Source organism: Plantibacter sp. H53 (genome assembly GCF_001650455.1).
GTDB lineage: Bacteria > Actinomycetota > Actinomycetes > Actinomycetales > Microbacteriaceae > Plantibacter > Plantibacter flavus_A.
Genome location: NZ_LWCT01000001.1, coordinates 96,838 through 117,540, shown reverse-complemented (window position 1 = coordinate 117,540; position 20,703 = coordinate 96,838). Strand labels below are relative to the sequence as shown.

Genomic DNA, 20,703 nt, shown 5'->3' with positions numbered 1-20,703 from the left:
CGGATCGGGGGTGGTGGTGCGGGTCAGTCGTCGAGCGGGACGCGGTACACCCGCGCTGCCGTCCGGGCGAAGAGCTGGTCGAGATCGTCGTCAGAGGCGCCCGACAGACCACTGAGGACGGTGTCGACGACCTCGCCGAAGCTCGGAGCGGTCAGCGTGGCGACCGGGAGGTTCGAAGCGAACATCGACCGGTCGACTCCGAAGACCTCGACGGTCTCCGCGACGACGCGTTCGTTCGACTCGCGCTCCCAACGGTTGCGCGGCAAGCCGAGCTCGGACACCTTGACCGTGGTGTTGGGCAGGGCTGCGAGCGCACGCATGCCCCGGCGCCAGACGTCGAGTCCGGCCTCGGACCGGTCGAGCGGCAGCCCGCAGTGGTTGACGATCACGGGGATCCCGGGCAGCTCGCGGACGATGTCCGCGGCCTCTGCGAGGTGCCAGTAGGGCACCCGGAGGTCCCAGGAGAAGCCGTACCGCTCGAGTTCGGCGAGACCGGCGAGCCACACGGGGTCCTGCATCGTCCCCGGAGTTCCGGCGATCGTCTCGGCTTCCGCCGCGGTGGCCGAGGTCACGGGCTTCGAGCGGATGCCTCGGATGAGCCCGATCTCGGCGTGCTCGGCGAGCACGTCGCCGAGGTCCGGGCGTGCGAGCGACGCGTGGGCCACGGCGGCGGCCGGGAACCTCGGGTCCTCGCGGTGCAGGCGGTCGAGGAACCGGCTCTCGTCGACCTCCTGCTCGCGGGAGCGTTCGGCTTCGACGTGCACCGTGCCGACGACGCGATACCCCGCTGTCGCCTCCCGGTACTGGGCGGGCAGGAAGGTGTGGAGCATCCCCGTGTAGTCGCCGAGGAAGAACCGGTCGTTGTACTCACCCTGGAGCCAGGGGTAGTAGCCGGGGCCCTCGAAGTCCCAGAAGTGGTGGTGCGCGTCGAGGATGCGGATTCCGCGCGGGTCGACATGCGTCATGCGCCGAGCTCCCGGCCGACGGCGAAGGCGTCCCAGAGGCGCTGGTCGAACCCGTCGATGTCCTGCAGGGTGATGAGTTCGCCGGCCGCCACGGGGCGGACGAGCCTGGTGCGGTCGAGGAGGTAGAACGGCGCGACGTCGGGAGCGGTGTCGGCGGTCGCCCGCAGCACGGGTGCGACGCCGTCGATCTCGTGGTGGTGCCCGGCGACCTGGAGCGCCGCGCCCGCGGGGAGGTCGCGCTCGGCACGGCCGGTGAGGGTCGAGTACTGCCGAGGCTCGGCGGGCACGCGGTGTCCGGACACCGCTTCGAGGACGGACAGCGGGGTCTCGACGCCCATCAGGTGGTATGGCGAGAAGATGCAGGCGTATCGTCCGTCGCGGCTCACGACGTGCCCCTTCTGCCGCAGCGTCTCCCAGGTGACGGCGTCGCCCGTCTCGACGATGACGAACTCACCCCCGGCGAAACTGGCCTCGCCCGGGAGCCGGAGCATGCTGAAGACGTCCGCGGCCCCGGTCCGGCTGAGGAGTCCCCCGTGCTCGCGGAGGGCGTAGACGTCGGCCAGTTCGTCGGGCCGGGCGACGGGGTAGTGCATGGTCTCGACGTCGGGCACGTGTCCCGAGTACTGGGAGACGACGGCCATCTCGCAGGAGTCGGCCGCGGCCGCCCGCTTGAACCCGGCGACCGCCTTCGCGCGGGCGTCGAGGGTCGCGGTGCGGTCGTCACCGAGGGTGAGCAGCTCGGCGAGTTCCGGCGCGTGCAGCTCGGCGTCGAGCTGACGGACGACACCGGTCGATGTATCGAAGACGAGGTCGTACTCGCTGGACTTGCCGACCGCGACGACCGGCAGGCCGACGGCCTTCACCCATCCGAGCAGCGCGAGCAGGTTCGCAGGCTGGTCGCCCATTCCAGGGAGGTAGGCGACTCCGGCTTGCTTCGCCCGGTCGGCGAGGTACACCCCGGACAGGCTCTCGACCTCCTTGCTCACCATGATGACGTGCCGGCCCTGATCGATGGCACGCTCGGCGAACGTGAACCCGGCCCGGGTGCTGCCGGTGGCCTCGACGAGGACGTCATACGCCTCCGCGGTGAGGAGCTCGATGTCGTCGACGAGCGCGAGCCGGCCGCCCGCGACGGCGTTGGACACCTCGACCGCATCGCGACAGATCGACCAGGAGGTGTCCGGGTACCCGAGCTCGTTCAGCAGCGATGACGCCGCTTCGAGGTCGAGGTCCACGAGAACGGAGGCGCGCATGGTCTCGAGTCGCTTGAGCTGCGCGAGGAAGGTCCGACCGAACCCACCGCTCGCGCCCGTGATGGCGACCGCGATGGGTCCGCCGTCGGTCTTCGTGATGGTGGAAGCTGCTGGGTGAGACATCGTGTGTCGGGTTCCTCTCTGAACGACGTCGCGCGAACATCACGCTTCACATCGATTCACACAAACTATGACTGATTTATACTATTGTCAATTATCGACACAGATATTCACACCGACGCGGGCCGTGACCAACCCACCACCGCGCGGAGGACGAGAGGCACCGGATGACCCACCTGGGCGGTATAGCCGACGATTTCACGGGAGCGACCGACCTCGCGACCAACCTCGCCGGACACGGCTTCGACGTGGTCGTCGTGACCGAGCGCGGACTCGACGCCATCGAACAGGATCCGAGCGTGCGCGCACGCCTGAGCGAGTACGAGGCGGTCGTCGTGGCGTTGAAGACGCGGACCGCCCCCGTGTCGGCGGCCGTCGACGCCTCACTGCGGGCTCTCGGAGCGCTGCGCACGCTCGGCGCGGAACGCATCTACGACAAGTACTGCTCGACGTTCGACTCCACCGACGCCGGCAACATCGGACCGATCCTGGATGCACTCGCCGAAGCCCTGGAGATGGACCGGACCGTCGTCGTCCCGTCCTTCCCCGACAACGGGCGCACCGTCCGCGACGGCATCCTGGAGGTGCACGGCGTCCGGCTCGAGGACTCGTCCATGCGCACGCATCCTCTCACCCCGATGACACGGTCACGGGTCTCCGAGCTGCTGCGCCCGCAGACCACCCGGACGATCGCCGAGATCCACACCGCGACCGTCGACGCCGGCGCAGGAGCGCTGCTCGAGGCCATCGCGGCCAGCGACGCCGACTACCTCGTCGTCGACGCGACGTCCGACCACCACCTCTCGACCATCGCGGCAGCGACCGCCGACGCACGACTCATCTCCGGCGGGTCCGGTCTCGCTCTCGGGCTCGAACCGCAGGCGCCGCGGTCCGCCGCGCCGATGGCGGTGACCGCCGGCCGCCGGCTCATCCTCGCCGGGAGCGCCTCGAGCGCGACCCAGGGCCAGGTCAGGCACGCCGCAGAGCGCATGCCGCACCGGAAGGTCGATGTCGGAGCGCTCGCCACCGACCCCGACGGCGAGCTCGACGCGATCGCCGCCTGGGCGGTGCAACAGCCCGAGGACGGCCCGGTGCTCGTCCACGCGGTGGCCGATCCCGCGGACGTGGTCTCCTCCCCCGAGGCCGCCGCGGCGGTCGAACGGCTGCTGTCCGCGCTCGCCGTGCGTCTCGTGGGCGCGGAGGCGGGCTTCACCCGGCTCGTCGTCGCCGGTGGCGAGACCTCCGGCGCCGTGGTGTCGGCACTCGGCCTCGACGAACTCGTCATCGGACCGCGCATCGCTGCCGGGGTCTGTTGGGCGTCGGGCGTCACCGATCGGGCCGGTACCGGCATCGCCGTCAACGTCGCCTTGAAATCGGGGAACTTCGGTGACGAGGACCTCTTCTCCGCCGCCTGGAAGGAACTGCACGCATGAGCCTCGGCCTCCACGATCCCGTGTCCACCACCAGGACCCAGCTCGCGTCCGACCTCGTCGCCGCGGGCGCCGCCGTCGTCGCCGCCGGGCTCAGCCCGGGCAGCAGCGGCAACCTCAGCGCTCGCGCGACCGACGGCACCATACTCATCACGCCCGGTGGTGCCGTTCTCGGCGCACTGGACCCGGACCGGCTCGCGGTGCTCGACGCCGACGGCGAATGGGTCGGCGGCGACAAGCCCTCCAAGGAGGCGTCGCTGCACCTCGCGCTCTATCGCAAGAACCCGGAGCATCGCGCCATCGTGCACGTCCACTCGCCGCAGGCCGTCGCCGCCTCCTGCCTCGAGCCGTGGGCTCCGCACAGCGCGCTCCCGCCGCTCACTCCCTATTTCGTCATGCGCGCCGGCCAGACCCCGCTCGTCCCCTACCGCGCGCCGGGTTCGCCGGAACTCGCCGATCTCCTGACCGCCCTCACGTTCCCGTTCCACGCTGCGCTGCTGCAGAACCACGGGCAGCTCACGAGCGGACGCGACCTCGCCACCGCCATCGACGCGGCGATCGAGGTCGAGGAGGCGTCACGTATCACCCTCATGACCGCCGGTCAGCGACGTCGCCTGCTCGACGAGGCGGAGATCGCGGACCTCACCGCACGCTTCGGATCGTCGTGGACGCCCGACAGCCGATAACGTGGACCGCACGCCGACGGATGACGAGGAGACGATGACCACCGACACCGGAGATCTCGCCCATCTCATCCCCGAGCAGCGACGCGAGCTCATCGTCAAACACCTGCGACGCGAGCAGGTCCTGAGCTTCCCCCAGCTGGCGAGCCTGCTGGAGGTCAGCCACATGACGATCCGGCGCGACGTCGCGGCGCTCGAGGAGGAGGGCCGCGCGCTCTCCGTCCCGGGTGGTGCGAAGATCGCCAGTCGTCTCCTCGCCGAGCCGAGCCACGCGGAGAAGGCGCTGGTCGACGCCGGCGAGAAGAGCGCGATGGCCGCGGCGGCCGCGGAACTCGTGACCGACGGGTCGACGATCTACCTCGACGCCGGCACGACGATGCTCGCGATGGTGCCGCATCTCGCCGTACGCCGGGATCTGACCGTCGTGACCAACGACTTCGCGATCGTGCGCGAGCTCATCGACCACCCGTCCATCGAACTCATCAGCGTCGGGGGTCGCGTCGATCTCGCGAACCAGTCCACCGTCGGGCGGCTCGCCGCGGAGATGATCCGTCAGCTCGCCGTGGACGTGGCCTTCGTCTCCACGAGCTCGTGGGACCTGAAGCGCGGGCTGACCACTCCCGCGGAGTCCAAGGTCGAGGTGAAGCACGCGGCCATGTCGGTCTCGTCCGAGAACGTCCTCGTCGCCGGGAGTTCCAAGTACGGTTCCTTCGCCAAGTACAAGGTCGTCGACCTCTCCCGGTTCGACCTCATCGTCACCGACTCGGGTCTCAGCCCGAACGTCGCATCGGGCATCCAATCGCTCGGGGTGACGGTCCGACGCGTCGACTGACCACGTCACTTCGACAGGACGCCGGGCATGGTCCACACGGTGGACTCCCCCGGGACCGCACCGGCTTGGAGGGAGCCCAGCACGACGGCGTCGTGCTCCGCCTCGAGCGGGAACGGCTCGGTCCCGAAGTTCGTCAGGACCTGCCAACCGTTCGGCCGCACGAATCGGACGACGTCCGGCCGCCCCGTCTCGATCCACTCGAGGCGCTCCTCGGTCTGCAGCAGTCGTCGCAGCCGGAGTGCCTCACGGTAGAGCGAGAGCGTCGAGTTCGGATCCGCAGCCTCGACATCGACCGCGTACTCGGCGAACCAGGTCGGTTGCGGCAGGTGCGCGACCGCACCTCCGAATCCGAACGACGGACCCTGCGCCGACCAGGGCAGCGGTACGCGGCAGCCGTCGCGACCCAGCCCGTCGTACTCGCCGCCGCGGAAGAACGCGGGGTCCTGGCGCTGCTCCGCGGTGATCGCGGCGACCTCCTGCAGACCGAGTTCCTCGCCCTGGTAGAGGTAGGTGCTCCCAGGAAGCCCGAGGAGCAGGAGCGTCGCCGCTCTGGCGCGTCTGAGGCCCTGGTCGCGATCGACGTCGGACTCGGGACCACCCGCCGCGACCCACTCGGTGCCCTGCTTCACCGGCCGCCCGGCCAGGGGTGGGAGTCCGTACCGCGTGGCGTGACGGGTCACATCGTGGTTGGACAGCACCCACGTCGTCGACGACCCCGTCTCCGCCGCCTGCGCCAGGTTGTCGGTGATGACCGTGCGGAACTCGGCGGCTTCGAAGTCCGCCTCGAGCAGGTCGAAGTTGAAGGCCTGGCCGAGCCCGTCCGCCGATGCGTACTTCGCCCGACGCTCGGGCGAACCCACCCACGCTTCGGCGACGGCGGTGCGCGGCGGGTCGTACTCCTCGAACACCCGCCGCCACTCGGCGTACACCTCGTGCACGTCGTCGCGGTCGAGCAGCGGATGATTGCCGTCCTGTGGCATGAGATCCAGTTCAGCGCGACTCGGCAGCGGCTCGGAGAGATCCTTCGTGAGCATGTGTGCGACGTCGATCCGGAAACCGTCCACGCCGCGATCCGACCAGAACCGCAGGGTCTTCAGGAAGTCGGCGCGGACTTCGGGGTGGTCCCAGTTGAGGTCCGGCTGCTCGGTGGCGAAGTTGTGGAAATACCACTGGCCGTCCTCGACCCGCTCCCAGGCGGGGCCGCCGAAGACCGACTCCCAGTCGGTGGGCGGTTCCTCGCCTGATGCGCCCTTCCCCTCGCGGAAGACGTACCGGTCGCGAGCCACCGACCCGCGACCGGCGGTGAGCGCCTCCTGGAACCACGCGTGCAGATCCGAGGTGTGGTTCGGCACGATGTCGACGATGACCCGGATACCGCGCTCGTGCAGTGCGGCGATGAGTTCGTCGAAGTCCTCCAGTGTGCCGAGCCGCGGGTCGACGTCGCGGTAGTCCGCGACGTCGTACCCGCCGTCGGACAGCGCCGAGGGATAGAACGGACTGAGCCAGATCGCGTCGATCCCGAGCTCGGCGAGGTAGTCGACCCGGGAGCGGATGCCCGGCAGGTCGCCGAGACCGTCCCCGTCCGCGTCGGCGAAGCTCCGCGGGTAGATCTGGTACACGGCGGCCTGACGCCACCAAGTGGCGTCGGCCGTCCGCCGGGCGTCGGCGGACTCGGTGTCGGTGTCGGTGTCGACGAGTAGTGCGTTGGTCATGACGGCGTGGTCCTCGGGCTTTCTCGTGGTGGATGGGTCCGGTGTCTGTCGGTCGGTCGGACGGGTCACCCCTTGACGGCACCCTGGGTGACGCCCGACATCACCCAACGCTGCGCGAACAGGTAGGCGATGATCGCGGGGGCCATCGCCATCAGGTACGAGGCGAAGGCGACGTTGTAGTTGCTGCTGAACTGGGTCTGGAAGAGGTTCTGTCGCACCGGGAGGGTCTGGAGTCCCGCGTCCGAGATGATGAGCGACGGCATCATGAAATCGTTCCAGGCGTAGAGGAACGCGAAGATGCCGACCGTGGCACTCATGGGAGCCAGGAGCGGGAAGATCAGCTTCCAGAACGTCTGCCAGGTGCTCGCACCGTCGATGCGCGCACTCTCCTCGAGTTCGATCGGGATCGACCGCAGGAACGCCGTGAAGAGCAGCACGCTGAAACTCAGCTGGAACATCGTGGCGAGGATGATCACCCCGAACGGGTTGTCGAGTCCGACACGACCGGTCAGCTGGATCTGCGGTAGGGCGACGACCGGGAACGGGATGAACATCGCGGCGAGCAGGTAGAAGAACGAGAAGCGGAACAGTCGGCGATCCCAGTTGCGCACGATCGCGTACGCGGCGAAGGAGGCCAGGATGATCGTCGCGACCACGGTCCCTGCGGTGACGAGGAGCGACATCGCGAAGCCGACCGGGAACTTCGTGAGCGTCCACGCCTGGACGAAGCCGTCGATGCTGAACGGTGCCGGGAGCGAGAAGGCGTTGCCGTCGACCGACTGGGTGTCGGTCTTGAACGCCATCGAGATCGTCACGTAGAGCGGCAGCAGGACGGTCACAGCGCAGAGCAGCAGGATGATCGTCGTCGACCAGCTCACTCGCTCTCCCCTGGTCCGCTGCTTCGGGGTGGCGTTCGCCGTGGTGATGGACTGGGTGCTGAGCACGGTTGGCGTGGCCATCAGAGTGCGTTCCTTCCGCGCGTCGCCAAGAGTTGCACGAGGGCGATGATGATCGTGATGATGAAGAACAGGGTGGCCGTGGCCATCTGGTAGGCGTAATCACCGGTTTGGAACCCGCGGATGATCGTCATCGAGATGCTCCGTGTGGAGGTGCCCGGGCCACCGTTGGTCAGGCCGACGATGATGTCGTAGGCGTTCAGGTAGTTCTTGAAGCCGAGGATCACGTTGATCACGACGTATCCCATCACCAGCGGCAGGGTGATCCGCAGCAGCTGCTGGCGCTTGTTCGCGCCGTCGAGCGACGCCGCCTCGTAGACGTCACCGGGGACCGCGAGCAGACCTGCGATGTAGATGAGCAGCGTGCCGGGGATCGACTGCCAGGCGGTCACGATCACGATGCCGAGCCAGGCGAGGTCCGGGTTCGAGAGGATGCTCGTCTCGAGGAACGGGATCCCGAGCGCCGAGCCGGCGGCCGGCACCGAGTTCATGAAGAGGAACTGGAACACGTAGGCGATGATGATGCCCGAGATGACCATCGGGATGACGAAGATCCCGCGAAGTCCCATCTTGAAGCGGATCTTCGCGGTCAGGCCGACCGCGAGCAGGAACGCGATGACGTTCACCGCGATGACCGTCACGAGCGAGAACCCGAAGGTGAAGAGGAAGCTCGTGAGGATGGCCGGATCGCTGAACGCGGCGATGTAGTTCGTGAAGCCGATGAACTCCCAGTCGCCGATCCCGATGGAGTCGGTGAAGCTGAAGAAGATGCCGACGACGCCGGGGAGCGTGATCGCGAGCGTGAACAGGATGACGGCTGGGAACAGGAAGAAGTAGTAGATCGGTTCGACCCGTTTGGTGCTGCGTCGGACCTTCGGGTTGCCCCCGGTCACGATCGATGTGGTGGCGCTCATTCGGAACCCTCCTTGCTCGCGACGGGCGGCTGTCGGAACGCGAGTCGTGCCCAGTCCGCGTCCATGGTGCGGAGCATCGAAGCCGCGTTGGTGCCGAGGACCAGCGACTGCGCGTAGTTCTCGGTCGGGATGGCGCGGGGGTTGAGCACGCCCGGGCCCTGGTAGAACGCGCCGGCGTCGTAGTACGGGATCATGCCTGCGACTCGCGGGTCGTCGGGAGCCTTGCCGTCGTCCGTCGGGACGAACCCGAGCTGCGATTCGTTGTAGGCCTGGATGACCTCCGGCTGGAACAGGTACTCGAGGAAGTCGCGGGCACCCTCGGGGTTCTTCGCCTCCTCGGGGATGATGGTGACGAGGTCGAGGTTCACCCGGACCTTGAGGTCCTTCGGGTCTTCGGTCATCGGCAGCGGGAAGGTCCCGAGGTCGAGGTCCGGTGCGGTGAGTGCGATCTGGCTGAACGCCCACGGGCCCTGCAGGTACATGGCGCCCTTGCCCTCGGCGAAGGCGACGTTACCGGCGTCGTAGGTGCGACTCGGCGCATCGGCCTGCGTGTACTCCTTGGCCAGCAACTGCATCTTCTCGACGGGCTCCAGGAAGTCCTTCTCGAAGGAGACCGGAGCATCCGGTCCGACCTCGGTGCCTTCCTCCGCGAGCCGGTCGTAGAAGTCCGGGATGTCGACGGCGCCGCCGACCGAGTAGTCGAACCAGCCCTGGTTGGCGGTCCAGGCATCGGCGAACGTCGCGTAGAACGGCGCCACGCCGGCCGCCTTCAGCGTGTCGGAGACGGCGATCAGTTCACTCCACGTCGTCGGCACCTCGAGGCCGTACTCGGCGAAGATCGTCTTGTTGTAGATGACGGAGGCGGCCATCACCGAGTAGGGCAACGCGCTCGTGCGTCCCTCGCAGACGCCGTACTGGTCGAGCAACGGCTGGAGGTCGTCGCGGATGGACGCTGCCGCCGTGGTGTCGGACAGGTCGGAGAGCGCGCACCGTTCGACGAAACGCGACACCTCGTGGTTGTAGTTCGAGAGCATGAGGTCCGGCGGGTTGCCACGGACGAAGCTCGCCGCGAGCGGATCGGGCCCCGAGGTGTCCATGACGACCTCGTACTGCTGCTGCGAGGCGTTGTAGTCCGCGACGGCCTGGTTCATGAAGGTGAACGCCTCACGCTTGCTGAACGTGAAATGGATGGTCTCCCGGCCATCACTCGAGCAACCGACGAGGACGCTGGCCAGGAGCGCCACACCCGCCACTCCGGCCGTGGCGCGTATCGCGCGTTTCAGTGGGTTCGACATCATTGTCCTTCCGCGGAGCCCTCGATGGATCCGCTGACTAAATACAGAGAGTAAATCAACTGATGACGGAAACTCTGCCATCCGTTCGACGTCTGGTCAAGCACCGGTTCCGTCACGACAGCCACGGGTCGGACACCGTGATCGTTCACGGTTCTGCGCGCCGTGCCGCTCTCCCCCGCCTCGGCATCCGCGCGCGACCGGCGGATCGTGGATATCGTTGTCGGTCATGGAAGCGACGACGACGGAGCGGGCAGTGGAGCCGCGCTCCTCCAGCATCACCGCCGTCCTCGATCACGCCTGGGCGTCGTCCGCGTTCACCGCAGCCGACGTCATCTCCGCCACCGGCTTGTCACGATCGACGGCGATCACGCTCTCCGACGAACTCATCGGACTGGGTTGGCTGACGGAGCTCGATGACGCGCGTCAGGCCGGTGCCGCCTATCGGAAAGGTCGACCCGCCCGTCGCTACGAGCTGCGCATCGATGCCGGGATCGTCGTCGGTGTCGACGCCGGAGCCCATTCCATCACCGCCATCGCCGCAGACCTGCGCGGTCGGGAACTCGCGAGGTCGCACCACACCGTCGATCCGGCGGCCACCGCTGAGGCCCGGGTCGACGCCGTCGACGCGGCGATCGATGAGGCCGTGCGGCAGTGCGGCACGAAGCCGCCGCTCTGCATCGTGCTCGGCGTCCCGGCCCCCATCGACGCGCTCGGGCGGTCCCCCGAGGGCAACGTCTTCTGGGATCGGATGAACCCTCGGCTCGGTGAGCGCATCCGCGACCGTGGCTGCGCGGTCGTCACCGACAACGACGCGAACCTCGCCGCCGTCGCCGAGGGCGCGATCGGTGCCGGCGTCGACGTCGACTCCTACATCACGGTGGTCACGGGCGAGCGGCTCGGCGCCGGATACGTCGTCGACGGTCGCCTCGTCCGCGGTCGCGGCCGGGCGGGCGAGCTGCACCTCCTCGATCTCGTCGACGGCGTCGGCTCATCGCGAGGCATCGCCGCGCTCCTGCGCGATTGGGGTCGCGAGTACCGCGAGAGCGGCGGGCTTCCGGAGAGCAGCCCACTCAGCCGCATACCGGTCGCGCAGGTGGATGCGCAGTCGGTCCTCGCTGCGGCGGACCAGGGCGACACGGTCGCGCTCGAGCTGGTGCGCCGGATGGGTGATCGCATCGCGCGGATGAGCGCCATCCTGGGCGGATTGCTCGACGTGGAGCGCATCGTGTTCGCCGGTGGGATCTCCCCGTCGATGTCGCAGCTGCTCGCGGTCGCGTCGGAGCGTATCCCCGGCTACATGAGCGCTGAACCACCCCAGCTCGTCGCGTCGGAACTCGGCGCCGACATGGTGGCGCAGGGCGCGGTCGCGACCGCGATCGACGACGTGCGTCGCAACGCACTGCGGATCGACCTCGCCCGACCAGTACGCTGACGTCGTAGCCAGCCGGAAGGAGCACCATGGCCGATGCGATCGTCCTCGTGTCAGGGGGTGCGGCCGTGACCCCGTTCACGAGTCCGGACCATGCCGCCGGCTCCGGCCTCGCCGCCGGGAACACCCTCACCGCGCTGCGTGCCCACCTGCTCGGGCGGGAGGTTCCGGTCTTCACCGCACCGGCACGCATCGGTGCCGGGGAGGTGCACGAGGACACGGGTTGGCAGGGGTTCGCCGACGTCCCGATCGTGCTTCCCGCCGCGGTGACCGTCAACGCCGTCGGTGGGATCGACGCCGGCGGGACGAGCCTGGGCGCGTTCCTGCGGTGGCTGTCCGAGGAACACGGCTTCGCGAGCGTCGACCTCGTCGCCCACTCCATGGGCGGTCTCTTCTCTCGTGCCGCGATCCGCGAGATGCGCGACTCCGGCCCGTCGATCGGCCGGCTCGTCACCCTCGGCACCCCCTGGGAGGGGTCGCTCCTCGGCGACGTGCTCACCGGCGAGGTCTCGGTCCACGACGCCCACGGCGATGCGGGGACCACGACGATCCTCGAGCGGTCGAGGGACTATGCCGCCGAGAATTCACAGGGCGCTGCCGACGAGGCCTCACGCCGGTTCCTGCGCGAGTGGAACACGACGCAGCTCGGGTTCCTCGACGACGTCGCCGTCACCGCAGTCGGTGCGGGTCACTTCCACACGGCAGCCGAACCGCGACAGCTGTGGCCACACGACGGTCTGGTGGCCCTGCGAAGCGCTCGAGCCGACGACGTCCCGGTCGACGTCCTCCCCCGCGTGGTCCGCCATTCCTTCGAGGACGACGTCCACAGCATCTTCTTCGCCGACGCCTTCGACCTCCCATGGGAGCGCGCGCTCACCTGGGATCCCGAGGTCTTCTCCGTGGTCGACACCGCCCTCGCGTCCTGAGCCGGCATCGACGTCCATGCGAGCGGACCACCCATCGGGAATATACCCCGGAGGGGTACTGTTCGGGCTGAAGGACGAACCCGAGGAGTGCTCATGAGCGACCACACCCACCACGGCCACGGCCACGCATCCGACAATGCGACCTCCTGGCGGATGGCGGCCACCGCCACCCTCCACTGCCTCACCGGTTGTGCCATCGGCGAGGTGCTGGGCATGGTGATCGGCACCGGCCTCGGACTGCACAATCTCGGGACCGTGGTGCTCTCGATCGCACTGGCGTTCGTCTTCGGTTACGCGCTCACGATGCGCGGCGTGCTCCGCGCCGGACTGTCCTGGCGCGCCGCCATCGGTGTCGCCCTGGCGGCGGACACCGTGTCGATCGCGGTCATGGAGATCATCGACAACACCGCGATGCTCGCCATCCCCGGAGCGATGGACGCCGGCCTCACCAGCGGCCTCTTCTGGACCTCCTTGGTCGCCGCTCTCGCCCTGGCCTTCGTCGTCACCACACCGGTCAACCGTTGGTTGATCAGCCGCGGCAAGGGGCACGCCGTCGTCCACGAACTCCACCGCTGAACCAGTCCGGGAAGCCGGACAGCCGGGCCGAGTCGTCGTGATCGGAGGGCGCAGTACGATCGTTGCCATGCGAGTCGTCTTCATCTCGTGGCTGGTCGTGATCGTGGCAGGCCTGCTGTACATGTTCCTGATCCCGCTCATGGGGAGGTGACGTGATGTCAGCCGTCCGCCGTCACAGTCTGAGCCTGTTCTTCGGGCTGATCTTCATCCTCGCCCTGTTCGGGCAGTCGATCGCCGGTCTCGTCGCGTACAACGAAGACCAGCTCGCGCACGGTCAGGCGACCGTGGACTATCTGCACTTCATCACCTCGTCGGCGTTCGTCGTCGACGTGGCCGAGAACTGGCAGTCGGAGTTCCTCCAGTTCTTCCTCTTCATCCTCGCGACGGTCTGGTTCGTGCAACAGGGGTCTCCGGAGTCGAAGAAGCTCGGCGACGAGGGCCTCGGGAGCGACGAGGATCAGCTTGTCGGACGACACGCGCGCCCCGACTCGCCCCGTTGGGCGCGCGCGCACGGCTGGCGTCTCTGGCTGTACTCCAACTCACTCCTCCTCGTGATGGGTGTCATCTTCGTGTTGTCCTGGTCAGCGCAGGCCGTTGCCGGCACGGTCGTCTACAACGCTGAACAGGCGGAGCACGGTGAACCGTCGGTGACCGTCATCGGATACGTCTCGTCGGCCGACTTCTGGAACCGGACGCTGCAGAACTGGCAGTCGGAGTTCCTCGCAGTGGGCTGCATGGTCGCCTTCTCGGTCTACCTGCGTCAGCGAGGATCGTCCGAGTCGAAACCCGTCGGGACACCGCATCACACCGCCTCCGTCGAGAACGAGTGAGCGCGTGCCCGATCAGCAGGTGATCGTCAGCAACGCTGTCCGCAGCGGCGGCCCGCCTGCATCATCGTCGGCGGGGGTCGCGCGGTGTCTCCGGCGAGGGGGTGAAACTGCCGACGATCTCGCCGAGGCTGCTGATGACCGGGTGACGTCGATGCGAGGGCGCGTCCTGGTGACCACCGTCGAATCGCAGGAACCGCACGTCGAGTGCTTCGGCGATCTCCTCGTCGTGATTGGTGTCGCCGACCATCAACACGCGCCGGGGATCATGGCCCGAGTCCTCCAACCACGCGGTCACGACATGCTCCTTCGACGCCGCATAGACATCGGTGATGCCATGCACGTGTGCGAAATGGCCGTGCAGCGAGTGGGGAGCCAGCTGACGCTCCAGGGTGACCTCTGGGGTCGCCGAGATGAGGACCTGCTCGACGCCGAGCGCGTCGATCGCCGCAAGGGTGGCGCGGGCCTGCGGTTGGAGTGACGCCGCTCCCACGCCGGCCGCGAACAGCGCGAGGTACTCGTCGGCCGCCTCCAGGAAGTCGGCTGCATCGACACCCATCCGGGCGTAGAAAGCCCGGATGGGGAAGCCGAACACGGCCCGATACGCCTCCTGGTCGGATATCTCGGCAAGACCCCGCTGCCGGAGGACGGTGTTCATCGCGGCAAGCGCCACCTCGACATCGTCGAGGAGCGTGCCGTTCCAGTCCCAGCACACCGCGTCGATGGTCGTCGATCCGTTCTCGCGCACGAGGTCGAGTTTTACACGGTCGGCTGACATCGGCCGGGTCCGACGAGGCCGATGGCTCCTGCTCAGATGATCCCGACGCCGACGGCCAGTCCCTCCAGGACGTCTGCGAGCGCCACGGCACCGGCCTCCGCGTCGGCGTCCTCGGCGTACTCCTCCGGTGAATGCGAGACACCGGTCGGGTTCCGCACGAAGAGCATCGCGGTCGGTACGTGCGACGCGAGCACTCCGGCATCGTGCCCCGCGCCGGTACCGAGCACGGGCGCCTCCGGCAGCATCCGTTCGAGGCGCCCGCGGAGGAACGGGTCGAAGTCGGTCGTGGCGCTGAACGACTCCTCGGTGATCGCGGCCATGCATCCCTCCTCCGCTGCGACGAGCGACAGGCGATCGGTGATCGCCGCCACGATCGCGGCGGTCACGGCGTCGTCGGGATGGCGGACGTCGATCCAGAAGTCCACGCTCGACGCGATCACGTTCGTGCCTCCCGGCAACGGGAGCACCCGGCCGACGGTCGCCCGAGCATGCGGCGTCGCCAGTCCGATCGTGCGGATCTCGGTGATCATCCGCGCAGCCGCGACGAGCGGGTCCCGTCGATCCTGCATGAGCGTCGTCCCCGCATGGTTCCCTTCACCGCGGATCGACACCCGCCACCGTCCATGCCCCAGGATGTTCGAGCCGATCGCGACCGGGCGATCGAGGTCGACCAGTGCCCGCCCCTGCTCGACGTGGAGCTCCACGAACGCGTCGATCGCACCGAGCCCGGCCGGATCGGGCCCCACACCCCGCGGAACGACCCCATTGCGTGCGAGGACCTCGGCGAACGTGTCGCCCTCCACGTCGCGCAGGGCCAGGGCCCGCTCCGGACTGATCGCACCGGTGAGGAGCCGCGAGCCGAGGCAAGCGACGCCGAAGCGCGAACCTTCCTCCTCCGGGAAGACCGCGACGACGATAGGTTTGGTCGGCTCGAAGCCTCGCGAGCGCAGGTGATCGATCGCAATCAGCGCCGATGCGACCCCGAGTGGTCCGTCGTAGGCGCCACCGCCCGGTACCGAGTCGAGATGGCTCCCGGTGACCACCGCACCCGCCGTCGAACGGGACGGCACGTGCCACCAGGCGCGGATGACCCCGTTCCCGTCGATGTCCACGTCGAGGCCACGGCGCTCGGCCTGACCGACGAACCACTCCCGCAGCTCGAGTTCGGCCGTGGAGTAGACGGGCCGCGAGTAGCCTCCCCGACGCGCATCCAGACCGATCCCCGCGATCTCGTCCAGGAGGGAGACCACGGTGTCGCGGTTCACCGGACCGCTGCCAGGCTCGGCCGGAACATCGCCGGCACACTGTCTCGGCCCTCGACCAGCGCGAGGGCGTATTCGCCGATGAGCGGGGCGAACTTGGCACCGTGGCCGGAGCAGGGCGCCAGGACCGTGATCCCGTCGACTCGGTCGATGACGAAGTCCTCCGTCGGGGTGTTCGTGAACAGGCAGGTCGTCTCCGCATACGGTGCCGGGACGAGGCTCGGGAGGAACTCGCGGACGTAGGCGACGACCCGTCGGCGGTTCGCGTCGTCGACGACGCCGTCATGATCGGCGGCCGAGGGGATGCGCCTGCCGCCGTTGTACTCGGCGACCTTCTGACCACGCCAATCGGCGTCCCGCCCTCCGGGGAGCCCGTAGACCTGCATCCGCTCGGACTTGTGGATGAAGGTGGGCCACACGGCTCCGGATCGCGCCGGGTCTTCCGCATCGACGCCGATCCGGTCCCGATACGGGAAGTGATACGCCTGCTCCTGACTGACCTCGAGGGCCGGGAACGCGTCGAGGAACCCGCCCGGCAGCGCGAGGTCGCCGAGCAGGTCCGGGAGCCAGCCGCCGGCTGCGACGACCACCTGCTCCGCATCGAACGCCCTCCCCCCATACCCGAGCACCCGGTACCCGGTGGCAGTCCGCTCGACCCGCTCGACCGGACAATCGTTCAGGACCGTGGCCCCGGCGCGGACGGCGGATTCGAGCATCGCCATCACCGCTTGTTCCGCGTCGATCACGCCGGCTCCCGGATGCCACAGGGTGGGCGTGTCGAAGCCGATGTCCCAACGGGCTCTGGCTTCGTCTCGCGACAGCAGCTCGTGATCGATGCCGTGCTCTGCCAGCACTGACGCGAGGTGCTCCGGGCGACGGGTCGTCCCGAAGTCGAGCGCCCCCGTCTGCGTGATCAGTGGACGCCCGTGCTCCAGGCCGAGCTCGTCCCACCCAGATGCCGCCGCGAGGACGAGACGGGTGTAGGACGCCTCCGGGTAGGCGTAGCGGAAGATCCGGGCCGATCCGTGGGACGATCCCCACTCGTTGGCAGGGCGACTCCGCTCGAGGACGGTGACGTCGTGCCCGGCCTGGGCCAGGCGCCAGGCCGCCGCGGCACCGGCGAGCCCGGCTCCGACGACGATGACGCTGGTCATGCGCGTGCTTCCAGGTCTTCGTCCTCGTAGGCGCGCTCGGCGTGGGCGTGCTCGTCGATCCCGGCGACCTCGTGCTCCTCGGGGATCCGCAGACCGATCGTGATCTGGATCACCTTCGCGATCACCCAGGTGACGATGAACGAGTACGCGAGGACCGCGACGGTCGCGATCGTCTGCACGCCGAGCAGTTCGAATCCGCCGCCGTACAGCAGACCGGAGCGTCCGTTCGGAGCCGCATCCGTCGCGAACACTCCGATGAGGAGCGTCCCGATGATGCCCCCGACGAGGTGGACCCCGACGACGTCGAGGGAGTCGTCGAACCCGAGCCGGAACTTCCACTCGATGGCGAGGCAGCAGACGACGCCCGCGATGGCCCCGATGATGATCGCACCGATGGGCGAGACGGCGCCGCAGGCGGGGGTGATCGCCACGAGGGCGGCGATGATCCCCGATGCGCTGCCGAGGCTCGTGACCGCTCCGTGGCGGAGTCGATCGACGATGGACCAGCCGATGAGCCCGGCACAGGCGGCGACGGTGGTGTTGAGGAACACGACGCTCGCCGCATTGCCGGCTGCCAGCGCTGAACCGGCGTTGAAGCCGTACCAACCGATCCAGAGCAACCCGGCGCCGACGAGGACGAGCGGGCGGTTGTGCGGACGGAGCTTGCCGCCCCAGTCCTTGCTCTTGCCGAGCACCAGGGCCAGTGCGAGTGCCGCGACGCCGGCGTTCATGTGCACGGCCGTCCCGCCGGCGAAGTCGACGGCACCGAGGGTGTTCGCGATCCATCCACCGGTCGCCGTGTCGTTCGAGAAGGCGAACACCCAGTGCGCGACCGGGAAGTACACGAGCGTCGCCCAGAGCCCGGCGAACAACAACCACGCGCCGTACTTCATGCGACCGGCGGCGGCACCGGCGACGAGCGCCGTCGTCACCCCGGCGAACAGCAGTTGGAACGCCGCGAAGAGTGCGAGGGGAATGCCGGCATCGGGGTCGTCGACGAGTGCCTGATCGAGCCCTGCGAACTCGAACGGGTTCCCGATGAGTCCGAGCCCGCCGACGGAGTCACCGAAGACGAGCGAGTACCCGAAGGCCACCCAGAGCAACGCGACGAGGCTGGCCCCGCCGAAACACATGATCATCATGTTGAGGATGCGGCGGGACGAGACCATCCCGCCGTAGAACAGAGCCAGGGCCGGGATCATGAGGGCGACAAGAGCCGAGCTCGTCAGGATCCAGGCGACGTTTCCAGCGTCCACAAATCACTCCATCGTTCGAGGTGCACAGCGGCCGGACGGCCACGGCGTCGGGTTCGGGTGGAACAGGTGTCGGTGCTCGGTGCCGGTCGGCGGTCAGGCCAGGTCGGGGGCTTCCCAGAGGTTGAGCTTCGTGCCGATCCCCTGCTCGACGGCGTTCTCGTAGATCGTCTTCGCCCACGCGACGTCCTCGACGCCCATCCCACCGACACTGAACAGCACCGGCTGCTCGGGGAACTCGCGCCCGACGGTGTTCCCGTCGAAGACGTCTCCGATGTTGACCACGCGGGACTCGTCGAGCTCGCCGGTCCCGATGAGGTCCTGCCAGTAGAGGCCGATCATCCCGAACGCGGTCTCGTGTGACGGCGCCGGGTACTCCTCGGCCCACGCCTCGTAGATCTTCTTCGCGTCGGCGATGAGGCGGGCCTTGCCGGAGAGGGTGTACTCCTTGTCCATGCGCAGGTTCGCGGGCAGGCTGAGAAAGGCGCCCGGCTTGATCCAGTCGCCGTCGATGAACGGGTAGTTCTCCGAGCCGACCAGGCCGGTGACGGCTTCGGAGACGATGTCCGAGTCGCGCACGGCGGCCTCGACCGTCTCGGCGATCTCGATCGTCGTGAACTGCGGGTAGTGCGCGCGGACGTAGTCGGCGAACGCCTCGGAGGTCGACCGTCGGCGCCCGTGGATGCGGATGGTGTCGAGCGAGGGGCGGGCGGTGGTCATGGCGTGCAGGGCACTCTTGTTCATGGCGCCGGGCCCGATGATGCCGAGTGACTTCGCGTCCACCGGCGCCAGGAGCTTCGCGGCGGCTCCCGGCACGGCAGCGGTGCGGTAGGCGCTCTCGAGGTTGCCGGACATGATCGCGTAGGGCGCGCCGGTGTCCTTGTCGTTGAGCACGATGAGGTGGATGGACCGCGGGAGGCCCCGCTCGCGGTTGTCGACGTTCGACCCGTACCACTTGACACCGGCGGTGTCGAAGCGTCCGCCGAGGTAGGCGGGCATCGCCATGAACCGACGGTCGGCGGCGTCCAGCGGCATGCCGGGGAACGGTGAGGTGGCGGGGAACCCGATCGGTGCGCCGTGCGAGTTGGCGGTCGGGCCGGCCATCCGGTAGTCACCCTTCGCGACGAGCACCAACACCTCCTCCATGACCTCCATGCAGTGGGCCATGTCCTTCATGCCGGCGGCGATGACCTCCGGTTCGCTCAGGTAGAGCATGTCGATCCGGGTGTTCGGGGAAGCGTCTGCGGTCACGGGTGGTCCTCCAGGTCGGGGTCTGTGGTCCTCAGCGAACACGGTCGCGATCCTCCTGGTCAAATACCGATTCGAACCTCGATTGAGAGCGTTTCGCTCGCAATCTGGACGAAACAGCGCGGTAATACGAGGGTCGTATCGTCGATGGGATGGAGCTCCGCCAGCTGCGCTACTTCCTCGCCGTCGCCGAGGAGCTCCACTTCGGTCGCGCCGCGCGACGGCTGCACATGTCGCAGCCACCGCTGAGCGTCCAGGTCGCACGGCTCGAGCAGGAGGTCGGCACCGCACTGTTCGACCGTTCGACGAGGCGGGTGGCGCTGACCCCCGCTGGACGACATCTCCAGGCGCGGGCACGACACATCGTCGAGGAGCTCGACACAGTCCGGGGTGAGATGCGCGACTTCGTGGACGGTCTCGCCGGGGAACTCACCGCGGGGTTCGTGAGTTCGGCCAACTACACGGTCCTCCCCGGCGTCGTGCAGCTGTTCCGGGCGAGCCGCCCCGGGGTGACGCTGCGCCTCGTGCCGTTGACCTCAGGAGAGCAGTTCGACCGGCTCCGCGACGGCACGCTCGACGTCGGGATCGTCCGTGACGAGGTCCCGCAGACGCCATCCGACACCTCCCCCGCGCTCACGACCGAGGTCGTCTTCGAGGAGCGTCTCGTGGCGTGCCTCCCGGTCGGTCACCCGTTGGCAGGGCGACCAGAGGTCACCGCGGAGGAGCTCATGGACGTCCCGATGATCTCCTACCCGCGGGCGCTCATGCCGGGATTCGTAGACCGCGTCGCGGAGGTCCTCGGCACGTCGAGTCGGACGCAGGTGGTCGAGGAGGTCGTCCATCAGGAGACCGCCCTCGGGTTCGTCGCGGCCGGCGTGGGCACGACGATCCTGCCCGAGTCGGTGCGGCAGCTGGTGCCACCGTCGATCGTCGTCGTGCCGCTCTCCGGGTCGCCGACGACTCGCCTGCTGGCCGCTCGTCAGGAACGGGCGGACGAGAGCCCGGTCCACGACGCGTTCATCGCGTGTCTCCGCGACGCGGCCGCCCAGCTCGGGTGAAGGGCAGCTCGCCCCGGGACTCTGCGAGCGAC

19 protein-coding genes are annotated in these 20,703 nt (G+C 68.5%); 8 read left to right on the top strand and 11 right to left on the bottom strand.

The genetic code is table 11. From position 1 onward, the window contains the following. Nucleotides 1–23: 23 nt before the first annotated feature. Together A4X17_RS00535 and A4X17_RS00530 are read right to left on the bottom strand one after the other, a co-directional pair. The gene (locus A4X17_RS00535) at nt 24–965 is read right to left on the bottom strand and encodes an amidohydrolase (protein ID WP_064293712.1); all 942 of its coding nucleotides are present in this window, start codon (nt 963–965) and stop codon (nt 24–26) included. Further along, nucleotides 962–2,341, bottom strand: a complete 1,380-nt coding sequence (locus A4X17_RS00530; protein WP_064293711.1) for a hypothetical protein — start codon at nt 2,339–2,341, stop codon at nt 962–964. The genes A4X17_RS00535 and A4X17_RS00530 overlap by 4 nt, the downstream gene beginning before the upstream one ends. A 164-nt stretch (nt 2,342–2,505) precedes the next feature. Here A4X17_RS00530 and otnK point away from each other — a divergent pair, with 164 nt between their 5' ends. From otnK to A4X17_RS00515, 3 genes are read left to right on the top strand one after another with little or no spacing between them, the layout of a single operon-like run. After that, complete coding sequence (gene otnK / locus A4X17_RS00525) at nt 2,506–3,771, top strand: 3-oxo-tetronate kinase (RefSeq protein WP_064293710.1); 1,266 nt, start codon at nt 2,506–2,508, stop codon at nt 3,769–3,771. Continuing rightward, complete coding sequence (locus A4X17_RS00520; RefSeq protein ID WP_064293709.1) at nt 3,768–4,454, top strand: aldolase; 687 nt, start codon at nt 3,768–3,770, stop codon at nt 4,452–4,454. The genes otnK and A4X17_RS00520 overlap by 4 nt, the downstream gene beginning before the upstream one ends. A 34-nt stretch (nt 4,455–4,488) precedes the next feature. Continuing rightward, nucleotides 4,489–5,283 carry a DeoR/GlpR family DNA-binding transcription regulator gene (locus tag A4X17_RS00515; RefSeq protein WP_064293873.1) on the top strand — a complete coding sequence of 265 codons (795 nt, stop codon included), beginning with the start codon at nt 4,489–4,491 and terminating at the stop codon, nt 5,281–5,283. 5 nt (nt 5,284–5,288) lie between these two features. Here the strand turns inward: A4X17_RS00515 and A4X17_RS00510 are convergent, their stop codons facing one another. The 4 genes from A4X17_RS00510 to A4X17_RS00495 all read right to left on the bottom strand — a co-directional run bounded on the left by A4X17_RS00510 (nt 5,289) and on the right by A4X17_RS00495 (nt 10,160). After that, nucleotides 5,289–6,995 (bottom strand): glycoside hydrolase family 13 protein, encoded by a 1,707-nt coding sequence (locus A4X17_RS00510; protein ID WP_064293708.1) that lies wholly within the window; start codon nt 6,993–6,995, stop codon nt 5,289–5,291. A gap of 65 nt (nt 6,996–7,060) precedes the next feature. After that, on the bottom strand, nt 7,061–7,954 hold the full coding sequence (locus A4X17_RS00505; RefSeq protein ID WP_064293707.1) for a carbohydrate ABC transporter permease: 894 nt from the start codon (nt 7,952–7,954) through the stop codon (nt 7,061–7,063). Beyond that, nucleotides 7,954–8,865 carry a carbohydrate ABC transporter permease gene (locus A4X17_RS00500; protein ID WP_064293706.1) on the bottom strand — a complete coding sequence of 304 codons (912 nt, stop codon included), beginning with the start codon at nt 8,863–8,865 and terminating at the stop codon, nt 7,954–7,956. The genes A4X17_RS00505 and A4X17_RS00500 overlap by 1 nt, the downstream gene beginning before the upstream one ends. Further along, nucleotides 8,862–10,160: an extracellular solute-binding protein gene (locus A4X17_RS00495; RefSeq protein ID WP_064293872.1), complete on the bottom strand. Its 1,299-nt coding sequence runs from the start codon at nt 10,158–10,160 to the stop codon at nt 8,862–8,864. The genes A4X17_RS00500 and A4X17_RS00495 overlap by 4 nt, the downstream gene beginning before the upstream one ends. 226 nt (nt 10,161–10,386) lie before the next feature. On the opposite strand from A4X17_RS00495, the gene A4X17_RS00490 reads away from it, so the two are divergent. The 4 genes from A4X17_RS00490 (at nt 10,387) to A4X17_RS00475 (ending at nt 13,921) form a co-directional block, all read left to right on the top strand. Then, nucleotides 10,387–11,592, top strand: coding sequence for an ROK family protein (locus A4X17_RS00490; RefSeq protein WP_064293705.1), 1,206 nt, complete (start codon nt 10,387–10,389; stop codon nt 11,590–11,592). A gap of 26 nt (nt 11,593–11,618) precedes the next feature. Next, the gene (locus A4X17_RS00485) at nt 11,619–12,515 is read left to right on the top strand and encodes a triacylglycerol lipase (RefSeq protein ID WP_064293704.1); all 897 of its coding nucleotides are present in this window, start codon (nt 11,619–11,621) and stop codon (nt 12,513–12,515) included. Nucleotides 12,516–12,608: 93 nt separating this feature from the next. Next, nucleotides 12,609–13,091: a DUF4396 domain-containing protein gene (locus A4X17_RS00480; protein WP_064293871.1), complete on the top strand. Its 483-nt coding sequence runs from the start codon at nt 12,609–12,611 to the stop codon at nt 13,089–13,091. A gap of 155 nt (nt 13,092–13,246) precedes the next feature. Further along, a complete protein-coding gene (locus tag A4X17_RS00475; RefSeq protein WP_064293870.1) occupies nt 13,247–13,921 on the top strand; it encodes a DUF6766 family protein in 675 nt (224 codons plus the stop codon). A gap of 61 nt (nt 13,922–13,982) precedes the next feature. On the opposite strand, the gene A4X17_RS00470 is transcribed toward A4X17_RS00475, so the two are convergent. The 5 genes from A4X17_RS00470 to A4X17_RS00450 form a co-directional block, all read right to left on the bottom strand. Then, on the bottom strand, nt 13,983–14,696 hold the full coding sequence (locus A4X17_RS00470) for an HAD family hydrolase (RefSeq protein ID WP_064293703.1): 714 nt from the start codon (nt 14,694–14,696) through the stop codon (nt 13,983–13,985). A gap of 32 nt (nt 14,697–14,728) precedes the next feature. Beyond that, nucleotides 14,729–15,961 (bottom strand): allantoate amidohydrolase, encoded by a 1,233-nt coding sequence (locus A4X17_RS00465; protein ID WP_064293702.1) that lies wholly within the window; start codon nt 15,959–15,961, stop codon nt 14,729–14,731. After that, nucleotides 15,958–17,112, bottom strand: a complete 1,155-nt coding sequence (locus tag A4X17_RS00460; protein ID WP_064293701.1) for an FAD-dependent oxidoreductase — start codon at nt 17,110–17,112, stop codon at nt 15,958–15,960. Before A4X17_RS00460 ends, A4X17_RS00465 begins: the two co-directional genes overlap by 4 nt. Further along, nucleotides 17,109–18,368, bottom strand: a complete 1,260-nt coding sequence (locus A4X17_RS00455; RefSeq protein WP_064293700.1) for an ammonium transporter — start codon at nt 18,366–18,368, stop codon at nt 17,109–17,111. Before A4X17_RS00455 ends, A4X17_RS00460 begins: the two co-directional genes overlap by 4 nt. A 93-nt stretch (nt 18,369–18,461) precedes the next feature. Next, nucleotides 18,462–19,616 carry a tyramine oxidase subunit B gene (locus tag A4X17_RS00450; protein WP_231884247.1) on the bottom strand — a complete coding sequence of 385 codons (1,155 nt, stop codon included), beginning with the start codon at nt 19,614–19,616 and terminating at the stop codon, nt 18,462–18,464. 149 nt (nt 19,617–19,765) lie between these two features. Between A4X17_RS00450 and A4X17_RS00445 the strand changes: the two genes are divergently transcribed. Beyond that, entirely contained in the window at nt 19,766–20,671 is a 906-nt protein-coding gene (locus tag A4X17_RS00445) for a LysR family transcriptional regulator (RefSeq protein ID WP_064293699.1), read from the top strand. The last annotated feature ends 32 nt before the right edge of the window (nt 20,672–20,703 follow it).